Source organism: Pseudonocardia sp. D17, from assembly GCF_036984265.1.
Taxonomy (GTDB): Bacteria; Actinomycetota; Actinomycetes; order Mycobacteriales; family Pseudonocardiaceae; genus Pseudonocardia; species Pseudonocardia benzenivorans.
In genome coordinates, this window is the sequence record NZ_BPRG01000027.1 from 54,452 (window position 1) to 65,436 (window position 10,985).

Below are 10,985 nucleotides of genomic sequence, written 5' to 3' on the forward strand. Positions count from 1 at the left end.
GCAACGCGGAACGGCCCGGCGTGGTTCCCGGGCCGGTGGAGGCGCTGATCGGGGCCTCGGCGCAGCCGGCCACCGCGCGCGCACGAGGGGGTGTGACCGCGCCCATTACGATGTCGCCCGTGACCAGCCCCGCGCCCCGCGACGCCGGATCGGCGTCCGAGCCCCTCAGCCAGCTGAACGTCCTCGTCTTCAGCCACCGCCCGGAGGTACGGGAGGGAATCGTGACGGCCGTGGGCCGCCGCCCGGCCCCCGATCTCGGCCGGGTCACCTTCATCGAGGTGGGTGGGGTCGCGGACGTGCTCGCGGCGTGCGACGCCGGCGGGCTCGACCTCGTCGTCCTCGACGGCGAGGCCCAGCCGACCGGGGGCATGGGTCTGTCCCGCCAGCTCAAGAACGAGATCACCGACTGCCCGCCGATCGTGGTGACCGTCCGCCGCCGCGACGACCGGTGGCTGGCCACCTGGTCGCAGGCCGACGCGGTGCTCGTGCACCCCCTCGACCCGCTGACCGCGGCCGAGACCGTCGCCGACGTCCTGCGGCGCACCGCGGACGTCGCCGTGCGTGGCTGACGTGGCCGCCGCCCCCGGCTCCGGCTCCGCGTCCGGCTCCGGCACCGGCGAGGCCCGCAGCTGGCCGCGGCTGCTGGCCAGCCTCATCGCGGGCCGCGACCTGGAGACCGCCGACACGGCCTGGATCATGGACCGGGTGCTGTCGGAGGAGGCGACGGCGGCACAGCTCGCCGGCTTCCTCGTCGGCCTGCGGGCCAAGGGGGAGACGGCGGCCGAGATCGCCGGGCTCGCCGAGGCGATGCTGGCCAGGGCGTCGCGCGTCACCGTCAGCGGGCCCGCGGTCGACATCGTCGGAACCGGCGGGGACCAGGCGCACACCGTCAACATCTCCACGATGGCGGCGGTGGTGGTCGCGGCGGCGGGCATCCCCGTCGTCAAGCACGGCAACCGGGCGGCGACGTCGAAGTGCGGCGCGGCCGACCTGCTGCAGGAGGTCGGCGTGGCGATCGCGCTGCCGGCCGCGCAGGTCGAGGCGTGCGTCGCCGAGGTCGGCATCGGGTTCTGCTTCGCGCCGGTCTTCCATCCCGCCATGCGGCACACCGCGGGTCCGCGCGCCGAGCTCGGGGTGCCGACGGCGATGAACGTCCTGGGGCCGCTGACCAACCCGGCGCAGCCGCCGTCGGGCCTGGTGGGCTGCGCCGACGCGCGGCTCGCGCCCGTGCTGGCCGAGGTGTTCGCCTCGCGGGGGATGTCGGTGTTCGTGGTGCGCGGCGACGACGGCCTCGACGAGCTGACCACGGCCACCACGTCGACGGTGTGGGCGGCCGGACCCGACGGGGTGCGGGCCACGTCGGTCGACCCGGCCGCGCTGGGTGTCGCGCCCGCGACGCGCGAGGACCTGCGAGGTGGCGACGCCGCGTTCAACGCCGCGGCCTGCCACGCGCTGCTCGCGGGCAAGCACGGCCCGCACCGCGACGCGGTGCTGCTCAACGCGGCGGGGGCGCTGGTCGCCGCGGGTGCGGTCGCGGCCGACGGACCCGACCTGCACGCACCGATGGCGGTGGCACTGGAGCGCGCGGCCGCGGCGATCGACTCCGGCGCGGCCGCGGACCTGCTGGCCCGGTGGGCGGAGTTCTCGACCCGGCTGGCGCCCCGCCCGGCCTGACGACGGCGCGGTCCGGGACGGGTGCCCCGTCCCGGGGCCGCGGCGCGGCGGGCTCAGTCGAGCCCGGCGGAGAAGATCGCGTCGGTGTCCGCGCTCGAGTAGGAGCGGAACGCGATGTGGGTGTCGGTGCGGACCACACCCGGGATCTTGCTGAGCCGTCCCGCGATGACGTCGGCGAGCTCGTCGTGCGCGGCGACCTTCACGATCGCGATCAGGTCGACGTCGCCGGCGCACGAGTACACCTCGCTGACCCCGTCGAGGTCGGCGATCGCCTGCGCGGTCTCGGGGATCCGGTCGGCGGCGGTGTGCACCATGACGATCGCGGTGATCACGGTTGCCCTCCTCGGGGACGGACGCGGGACCGGGAGCGGTCCGGCCGGGGTCGAAGACTAGCCGAGGGTGATCTCCGACGGGCTGCCCAGCGGGGCCTGCCGGGCCCGGCGCGCCCAGCCCTCCCACGCCGCGGCGCCGCGGGCGGGCTCGGCCCAGCTCGGCTCGCTGTGCACGAGCCGGGTCCCGCCCGTGGTGAGCCATCGGCGGACCAGGTTCACCTCCTCGGCCGAGGCCCCCGCGAGCGGCCCGTCGGCGGGCAGGATGGTGCGGGCCGTGGCGCGCAGCGACTCGACGACCGGCATCGGCGGCGTCCCGCGTCGGGCGACGTCGGCCGCGGCGAGCCTGCCGTGCCGGACCACGGCCAGCTCCCAGCCGCCGTGCCCGTCGGGCCGGGCGCCGACCACCTCGGGCAGGGCCGCGAGCGCCGCCAGCTGTTGCGCCCTGGCGAGCGCCGTCGCCAGCGCGGCCAGCCGGTCGCGGCCCGCGGCGGCGGCCTCGAACCGCTCCCGGGCGGCCAGCGCCTCGACCCGGTCGGCCAGCCTGCGCAGCGGTGCGTCGTCGGCACCCGCGACGAGGCCCTGCAGCGCGTGGACGCCCGGTGCGTACTCCTCGACGCTCTGCAACCCCGCGCAGGGCGCGCGGCAGCGGCCCAGCTCGTGCAGGACGCACGGGCTCGCGGCGGGCGAGCGGGCCGGGATCCGCTGCGTGCAGCTGCGCAGCGGCAGCGCGTCGAGCAGCGTCTCCACGGCCTCGGTCGCGCCCCGACGCGACCCGAACGGGCCCAGCGCGGGCGCGCGCGGCGTCGTCACCACCGAGAGGCGGGGGAACGCCTCGTCGGTCGGCACCACCCACCACGCCCGGCCCGGGTTGCGCGAGCGCCGGTTGTAGCGCGGCCGGTGCGCGGCGATGAGCCGCAGCTCGCGCACCCCGGCCTCCAGCGCGTGCGCGCACACGATGGTGTCGACGCGCTCGGCCAGCGACACCATGTCCCGCATCCGCCGGCGGCGCTCGGCGGCGGTGAAGTAGCTGCGGACGCGCCTGCGCAGGTCGCCGCTCGTGCCGACGTAGAGCACCTCGTCGCGGGCGCCGCGGAACAGGTAGACCCCGGCGGCCGACGGCACGTCGCGGGCGAGGGTGCGACGGCGCCGGACCTGCTCGGGCGGGCGGTGCGCCGAGGCGCCGCGGGCCAGCGCGAGCAGCTCCTCCAGGCTCTGCACGCCGAGGTTGCCCACCCGTTCCAGCAGGCGGTGGAGCACCTCGACGGTCGCCCGCGCGTCGGCCAGCGCCCGGTGCGTCGGCTGGGTCGCCGTGCCGAAGAGCCGGGCCAGGGCACCCAGCCGCACGCTGGGGGCCTCGGCGCGGCTGAGCACCGCGCGGGCCAGCCGCGCCGTGCACAGCTGGGGCGGGCGCGGCCAGCGCCGGTCGTGGCGTTCGCACGCCGCGCGCAGGAACCCCGCGTCGAACGGGGCGTTGTGCGCCACCAGCACCGCGCCGCCCATGAACTCCAGCAGCGTCGGCAGCACCTGCGCGAGCCGCGGGGCCCCGGTGACCATCGCCGTGGTGATCCCGGTCAGCGCGACGACGCCGGGCGGGACGCCGGTGCCGGGGTCGACGAGCGTCGCCAGCTCGCCGAGCACCTCGCCGCCGCGCACCTTCACCGCGCCGATCTCGGTGATCGAGTGGTTCGCCGACGAGCCGCCGGTGGTCTCCAGGTCGAGCACGACGAACGTCACCTCGCGCAGCGGGGTCCCGAGCTCGTCGAACGACAGCTGCGCGACGGTGCCGCCGGAACCGGCGGATCCGGGGGGAGCGGGCACGCCGCGGGACGCTAGCCGCGCGCACCGACAGAACCGGCTACCCGCCGGGCCCCGCCGCGGCGGGGCCCGGCCGACGACGCCGACAGGGCGAGCCGCGGGCGTGCGGGGCGAGGGTGTGGTGGGCGGAGCCCGCGGCGCCCCGGCGGCCCGGCGGTGCGGTGGGCGCGCTCCGGCCCGGCCTGCCGGTCCCGGCGCCGCGGTCCGGCTGGGGTGAGTGCCGCGCGGTCCGGCTGCGGTGCGGTGCGGTGCCGCGGTGTGGGTTGTGTGCGGAGTGGCGCCGCGGTGTGCGGTGCGGTGCTGCGGTGCGGCGCGGGGGTTCTTCGGGGCAGGTGCCGCCGGGTGGCGCTCGCCGCACCCGCGCACGCGCGGATAACCTGGTCGAATGTCCACCGACGACGCATTCGCCACCGGGCCCGCCGGGTCCGGCGCGGAGCCCGTCGGTGTCGACCCCGCCTGCGCCGCCCCCGCCTGCGCCGGCCCGGCCCCCGACACGGCCGGGGCGGCCGCGGAGATCCGGTGGGACCGGTTGCCCGAGGCCGTCCGCGGCCGCGTCGCCGAGCTCGCCGCGGCCGCCGTCGCCGGCCTGCCCGACGCCGACGTCCCGCACCGGCTGCGCCGGCTGGCCCGGTTCACCCCGGCCAAACGGGCCAGGCTGGGCGCCAGGGCGCTCCTCGACGAGGTCGAACGCTCGGCGGCGTTCCGCGCGGCCGTGCTGGCGTGGTGCCACGAGCACACGCCCGGTCCGGCCGACGTCGAGGACCCGCTCGGCGCCGCCGCGCTCGCCGTCCTCGGTGGCGCTCCCGATGCGCCCGACCTCGTCGCCGCCGCCGCCCGCCGGGGCGAGGCGGGCGAGCTGCGGGCCGAGCTGGAGGCCGCGAACTCGCGCGTCGAGAAGCTGACCGCCGAGCTCGAACGGCTGCGCGACGAGCTGGCGACCGCACGCGAGGACGTGCGGCTGTCCGCGCAGGCCAGGGAGGCCGAGTTCGCCCAGCTGCGCAGGCGGGTGGGGGAGCAGGGCGCGCGGCTGCGGTCGGCGACCGACGCGCTCGACGCCGCGGCCGCCGACCTCGAGGCGGTACGGGCCGAGGCGCGCCGCGACCTGGCCGACGCGCTGGCCGAGCGCGACCGCGAGCGGGTGCGCGCCGACCGGGAACGGGCGCGCGCCGACGCCGCGGCCGTGCAGGTCGCCGCCGCGCGGCAGGCGGCCCGCGAGGCCCGCCAGGCCGACGAGGTCCGGCTGGAGCTGCTGCTGGAGACGCTCGGCGGCGCGGTCGCCGGGCTGCGCCGTGAGCTCTCGATCGGCGGTGGCGGGCCCCGGCCCGCCGACCTCGTCGCGGGGGCCAGCGCGGTGCGTCCCGGCGCGCCGGTCGACGACCTCGCCGCCCTCGACGCGCTGCTGGCGCTGCCCGCGGTGCACCTGATCGTCGACGGCTACAACGTCAGCAAGACGGGCTATCCCGAGCTGCCACTGGCCGACCAGCGCACCCGGCTCGTCGGTCAGCTCGCGGCGCTGGCGGCCCGCACGGGGGTCGAGGTCACCGTCGTCTTCGACGGGGCGGGCGTCGTCGCCGCGCCGACGCGGGGGACCCGCGGGGTGCGGGTGCTGTTCAGCGACGCCGGGGTGATCGCCGACGACGTCATCCGCGCGCTCGTCGCCGCCGAGCCCGAGGGCCGGCCGATCCTGGTCGCGACGTCGGACCGGGCCGTCGTCGAGTCCGTGCGCCGCCGCGGCGCCCACGCGCTGCCGTCGGCGATCCTGCTGGGCCGACTGCGGGGCTGAGACGACCGCGTCCGCCGCTTCCCGGCCGCGACTGCTCGCCCGGAACTGTCGGTGGCGTCCCCTAGCGTCCGCGACGTCCGACGAGCAACGTCGAGGGGTGGCCCGGAATGATCATCGACTGCGACACGTGTGCGGTGCGCGGCGACGCGTGCGGGGACTGTGTGGTGGGTGTCCTGCTGGGCGTGCCGGACCCGGCGACACGCCCCGACACGCTGCCGTCCGGCGCGCCGGTCATGCAGCTCGACGCTCGGGAACAGCGTGCGCTCGCCGTCCTGGCCGACCAGGGGCTGGTTCCCCGGTTGCGCCTCGTGGCGACGCGGTCGCCGGAGCCGGCTCCGGAGGACCAGTCGCGTCACGCAGGGTGAGCGACACGCCGTGCCGCCGTCCCGAGGGCCCGGCTGCTGTTGCCCCTGTGGGTGAGGCCGTTCGTCGACGGCCGGCGCGACGCGCCGGCGCCCCCGATGCTGGCCGCCCGCCCTGCCCCTTCGTAATCTCCGCGCGACCTTGCGGTGGGTTCGCCGCTCGCCCGGAACGGCGACGCAGGGTCGCCGCAGGACCCGCGTGGAGCCCGCTCCGCGCCCCGGTCCGCGGTACGGAGAAGGGGACTCGTCCGCGTGGTGGCGCCTCGACGCAGCGGTACCCGACCGGCCTCCCGGCCGGTGACGGCGGTCCTGGTCGCGGCGGTCGTCGGAGCGGGGCTGACCGCGCTCGTCACGACGCCCGCGATCGCCGACCCCACCCCCGCTCCGCCGGGGGCGGCACGGGCCGCGCTGACCGTCCCCGCCGCGGGCGGACGGCCCGCAGCGCCGGTCCTGCCCCCGCCACCGACGACCGCCGACGAGGCGCGCGCCCAGTTCGAGCAGGCCCAGCACGACGCCGAGGTCCTCACCGAGCAGTGGCACGCCGCCACCGACGACCACGACGCCAAGGAGAAGGCCGCGGAGGCCGCGCGCGCGGCGGTCGGGCCCGCCGAGGACGCCGCGGCGAAGGCCGCCGCCGACGAGGAGACCTACCGCTCCCAGCTCGACGGGCTGGCCATGGCGACCTTCGAGAACGGCCGCCTCGACCAGTTCGACGCCCTGCTCTCGAGTACCTCCCCGCAGAACTACCTCGACCAGATGTCGGCGCTCGAGTCGCTGACCGCCGAGCAGCGCGTCCAGCTCGACGAGTTCCAGGCCAGGGTCGCCGCCGCCCAGCAGGCGCGCCACGACGCCGACGCCGCCGTCGCGCAGGCCCAGCAGGCGGCCGACGACGCGCAGCGCGCCGCCGACGACATCCTGACCCGCAAACAGGCCGCCGAGGCGCGGGTCGCCGACGTCGAGAAGATGATCTCCAACCTCAGCCCGGCCGAGCGCGCCCAGCTGATCCCCCCGGGTGAGGGCGCGCCGCAGGGCGTCGTGCTCGGCACGGGCGCGGGCGCCCGCGCACTCGCGATGGCCGCGACCAAGCTGGGCAGGCCCTACGTCTGGGGCGCCGCCGGGCCGAACAGCTTCGACTGCTCGGGTCTGACGTCGTGGGCGTTCGCCCGGATCGGCGTGACCCTCCCGCGGTCGAGCAGCGCCCAGGCGACCGTCGGGACCCCGGTCTCGTGGAACGACCTCCAGCCCGGTGACCTGGTGTTCTTCTACAAGCCCGTCAGCCACGTCGGTATCTACGCGGGTGGCGGGAAGATGATCGACGCCCCCGAGACCGGCGATGTCGTGAAGTACCAGACCGTTCCGCGGGCCACGTTCTCCGGAGCCCGCCGGATCTGAACCGCCGGAGCCCGAGGACCCGGCCCCGACCGGCCGCCACGCTCCGCGTCGGCCGCAGCGACGGTCCGCTCCCCGCGCACGGGCGGCGGCCGGGGACCCCGGCCGCCGCCCGTCCCGTCGCCGGGGCGGGTCGGGCACGCAGGACCGTCGGCGGTGTCGGTACGGTCACCCGCCGTGGCCCGCACGTTGCTCGTGACGAACGACTTCCCGCCCCGAGCCGGTGGGATCCAGACCTACCTGCAGGCCCTCGCCGACCGGCTGCCCCCGTCCGAGCTGGCCGTCTACGCCCCGGCCTGGGAGGGTGCGGCCGCGTTCGACGCCCACCGGCCCTACCCCGTCCACCGTCATCCGACGTCGCTGATGCTGCCCACGCCCGACGTCGCCCGCCGCGCCGCGGAGCTCGCCCGCCGGTACGGCGCCACGACGGTCTGGTTCGGTGCCGCGGCGCCGCTCGCGCTGCTGGGCCCGGGGCTGCGCGAGCGCGCCGGAATCCGGCGCGTCGTCGCGAGCACCCACGGCCACGAGGTGGGCTGGTCGATGCTGCCGGGTGCGCGCCAGGCGTTGCGCCGCATCGGCAACGACGCCGACGTGCTCACCGTCGTCTCCCGGTACACCCGCGGCAGGTTCGCCGCCGCCTTCGGCCCGCGGGCGGCGCTCGAGCACCTGCCGCCGGGGATCGACACCGCGACGTTCCGGCCCGATCCGGCCGCACGGGCGCGGCTGCGGGCCCGCTACGGGCTGGGGGAGGCGCCGGTGGTGGCGTGCGTGTCCCGGCTCGTGGCCCGCAAGGGCCAGGACATGCTCGTGCGGGCGCTGCCGGCGCTGCGCGGGCGCGTGCCGGGGACCCGGCTGCTGCTCGTCGGCTCTGGCCCCGACCACGACCGGCTGCGCCGGCTCGCGGTCGGCGCGGGGGTCGCGGAGCACGTCGTGTTCACCGGCGCCGTCCCCGCCGACGAGCTCGCCGCCCACCAGGCCGTCGCCGACGTGTTCGCGCTGCCGTGCCGCACCCGTGGCGGGGGCCTCGACGTCGAGGGCCTCGGCATCGTGCTGCTGGAGGCGTCGGCCTGCGGGGTCCCGGTCGTCGCCGGGAACTCCGGGGGCGCGCCGGAGACCGTCCTGGAGGGGCGGACGGGCCACGTCGTCGACGGCCGCGACCTCGACGCGCTGGTGGCCGCCGTCGGCGGGCTGCTCGCCGACCCCGACCGCGCCGCGCGGCTGGGTGCGGCCGGCCGCGACTGGATGCTCACGAGCTGGACCTGGCCCGCCGCCGTCGAGCGGCTGCGCGTGCTGCTGGACGGCGCCCCCGTCGCCGGCTGACGGTGCGCCGGTCGACGTGAGCGGCCGCGCGCGGGGGCCGGTCAGACCGGCTGGTGGGTCCCCGAGTAGATGTCGGTGATCACGTCGGCGTGGTTCGCGGCCACGACGGCGCGCTTGACCTTCAGCGTCGGGGTCAGCTCGCCGGTGGTCTCGGTGAAGTCGCCGGGCAGGATGCGGAACTCCCGGATCTGCTCGGCCCGCGACACGGCCTTGTTCGCCTCCTCGACGGCCGCGGCGATCTCGGCGCGCATCGCGGGGTCCCCGACCAGCGCCGCGACCGGGGTGTCGGCGGGCCGGCCGTTGCGCTCGAGCCAACCGGGCACGGCCTCGGGGTCGAGCGTCACGAGCACCGCGATGAACGGCTGCGCGTCGCCGACGACCATGCACTGGCTCACCAACGGGTTGGCGCGCAACCGGTCCTCGAGCACCGCCGGGGCGACGTTCTTGCCGCCCGCGGTGACGATGATCTCCTTCTTTCGGCCGGTGATCGTCAGGAAGCCGTCGTCGTCGAGCTCGCCGATGTCGCCGCTGTGGAACCAGCCGTCCTCGATGGCCTCGGCCGTCGCGGCCGGGTTCTTCCAGTAGCGCCGGAAGACGATCGAGCCCGACAGCAGGATCTCCCCGTCGTCGGCGATCCGCACCGACTGGCCGGGCACCGGCCTGCCGACCGTCCCGACGCGCTGCGCGGTGAGCCCGTTGACGGCGATGCCCGCGGACGTCTCGGTGAGGCCGTAGCCCTCCAGGACGGGCAGCCCGACGCCGCGGAAGAAGTGCCCGAGCCGCTCGCCGAGGGGCGCACTGCCGGACACGGCCGCGATCACCCGGCCGCCGACGGCCGCGCGCAGCTTGCCGTAGACCAGCTTGTCGAACAACGCGTGCTTGATCCGCAGGACGAGACCCGGGCCCCCGGTGTCCTGCGCCTTCGAGTAGGCGATCGCGGTGTCGGCGGCGGCGTCGAAGATCGCGCCCTTGCCCTCGTCGCGGGCCTTCTGGCGGGCGCCGTTGTACACCTTCTCGAACACCCGCGGCACCGCGAGCAGGAAGGTCGGGCGGAAGGTCTGCAGGTCGGGCAGGAGGTTGCGGGTGTCGGGGGTGTGCCCGATCGTCGTCCGCGACGCGATCGCCCCGCACTGGATGACCTTGCCGAACACGTGCGCCAACGGCAGGAACAGCAGCACCGAGCCGTCGACGTTGAGCAGCTCCGGGAACACCTGCCGCACCTGCGCGACCTCGGAGACGAGGTTGCGGTGGGTCAGCTCCACGCCCTTGGGCCGCCCGGTGGTGCCGGAGGTGTAGATCAGCGTGGCGAGGTCGTCGGCACCGACGGCCTCGTGGCGCGCGCGCACCTCGTCGTCGGTCGTGCCCGCGCCCAGCTCGGTGAGGGCGTCGACGGCGCCGGGCCCCTCGGCCGGCTCGATCGTCCACACGGCACCGAGCCCGGGGACCGCCTCGGCGACGAGCGCGGCGTGCCGGTCGGTCTCCACGACGGCCGCGACCGCGCCGGAGTCGGACAGGATCCAGGCGATCTGCTCGGCGGACGACGTCTCGTAGATCGGCACCGTCACTGCGCCCGCGGACAGGATCGCGTAGTCGAGCAGCGTCCACTCGTAACGGGTGCGCGACAGCAGCGCGACCCGGTCGCCCGCGCCGACACCGCCGGCCACCAGGCCGCGCGCGACGGCGCGCACCTGCCCGGCGAACTCCGCCGACGTGACGTCGGTCCATCCGCCGTCCGGGCGGGCGCGCTGCAGCAGCACGTCCGACGGATGCTCCCGCTCGGCGGCGAGGACCGCGTCGAGCAGGGTCTCCCGTGCACCGATCTCGACCGCCGACGGCCCGCTGTACTCCCGCACGTCGCCGCCCTCCTCGCCACACCGGTGAAGTCCTGGGGTCGAACCTATCGTGATCGACGCCGGGACCGCATGGAATCCGGGGGCCACCCACGGCCGGCGCGGGCGGCCGAGCCACGATCGGGGGACCCCACGATGCCGACGGTCGACGTGGTCGACGAGACCTTCCTCGTCGTCGAACGGGCGCGGGTGGCGGCCGAGTTCGCCGATCCCGCCGCGTGGCCGGCGCTGTGGCCCGACCTGCGGCTGACCGTCGTCACCGACCGCGGCGACCAGGGGGTGCGCTGGACGGTCACGGGCGCCCTGATGGGGAGCATGGAGGTGTGGCTCGAGGAGGTGCTCGACGGGACGGTCCTGCACTACTACCTGCGCGCCGACGGTGCGGGCGCCGACGGCGGGCCGGTCCCGCTGCCGCCGCGGCGGGCCGCCGCCGAGGCGCGGCGCCGGCACCGGCACGCGA

The 10,985-nt window shown here is 77.1% G+C and carries 10 protein-coding genes; 7 read left to right on the plus strand and 3 right to left on the minus strand.

Annotated elements, in window-relative coordinates; all coding sequences use genetic code 11:
• The first annotated feature begins 119 nt into the window (after positions 1-119).
• Both PSD17_RS03980 and trpD read left to right on the plus strand, forming a co-directional pair.
• Positions 120-569, plus strand: a complete 450-nt coding sequence (locus PSD17_RS03980) for a DNA-binding response regulator (protein WP_234027845.1) — start codon at positions 120-122, stop codon at positions 567-569.
• A gap of 1 nt (position 570) precedes the next feature.
• Positions 571-1,674 (plus strand): anthranilate phosphoribosyltransferase, encoded by a 1,104-nt coding sequence (gene trpD / locus PSD17_RS03985; protein WP_339121615.1) that lies wholly within the window; start codon positions 571-573, stop codon positions 1,672-1,674.
• Positions 1,675-1,727: 53 nt separating this feature from the next.
• Here trpD and PSD17_RS03990 read toward each other — a convergent pair whose 3' ends face one another.
• Together PSD17_RS03990 and PSD17_RS03995 are read right to left on the minus strand one after the other, a co-directional pair.
• A complete protein-coding gene (locus PSD17_RS03990) occupies positions 1,728-2,006 on the minus strand; it encodes an Lrp/AsnC family transcriptional regulator (protein WP_013674884.1) in 279 nt (92 codons plus the stop codon).
• A gap of 57 nt (positions 2,007-2,063) precedes the next feature.
• Positions 2,064-3,824, minus strand: a complete 1,761-nt coding sequence (locus PSD17_RS03995) for a DEDD exonuclease domain-containing protein (RefSeq protein WP_339121603.1) — start codon at positions 3,822-3,824, stop codon at positions 2,064-2,066.
• Positions 3,825-4,206: 382 nt separating this feature from the next.
• On the opposite strand from PSD17_RS03995, the gene PSD17_RS04000 reads away from it, so the two are divergent.
• The 4 genes from PSD17_RS04000 to PSD17_RS04015 all read left to right on the plus strand — a co-directional run bounded on the left by PSD17_RS04000 (position 4,207) and on the right by PSD17_RS04015 (position 8,675).
• Entirely contained in the window at positions 4,207-5,604 is a 1,398-nt protein-coding gene (locus tag PSD17_RS04000) for an NYN domain-containing protein (RefSeq protein ID WP_013674886.1), read from the plus strand.
• A gap of 107 nt (positions 5,605-5,711) precedes the next feature.
• Positions 5,712-5,969: a hypothetical protein gene (locus PSD17_RS04005; protein WP_013674887.1), complete on the plus strand. Its 258-nt coding sequence runs from the start codon at positions 5,712-5,714 to the stop codon at positions 5,967-5,969.
• Between the two features lie 294 nt (positions 5,970-6,263).
• Positions 6,264-7,358, plus strand: coding sequence for an NlpC/P60 family protein (locus PSD17_RS04010; RefSeq protein WP_013674888.1), 1,095 nt, complete (start codon positions 6,264-6,266; stop codon positions 7,356-7,358).
• Positions 7,359-7,532: 174 nt separating this feature from the next.
• A complete protein-coding gene (locus PSD17_RS04015) occupies positions 7,533-8,675 on the plus strand; it encodes a glycosyltransferase family 4 protein (protein WP_339121607.1) in 1,143 nt (380 codons plus the stop codon).
• A 41-nt stretch (positions 8,676-8,716) separates the two neighbouring features.
• On the opposite strand, the gene PSD17_RS04020 is transcribed toward PSD17_RS04015, so the two are convergent.
• Positions 8,717-10,528, minus strand: coding sequence for an AMP-dependent synthetase/ligase (locus PSD17_RS04020; RefSeq protein WP_339121608.1), 1,812 nt, complete (start codon positions 10,526-10,528; stop codon positions 8,717-8,719).
• A 132-nt stretch (positions 10,529-10,660) separates the two neighbouring features.
• Here PSD17_RS04020 and PSD17_RS04025 point away from each other — a divergent pair.
• On the plus strand, positions 10,661-10,985 hold a 325-nt coding region (locus PSD17_RS04025; protein ID WP_339121610.1), incomplete at its 3' end, for a polyketide cyclase / dehydrase and lipid transport.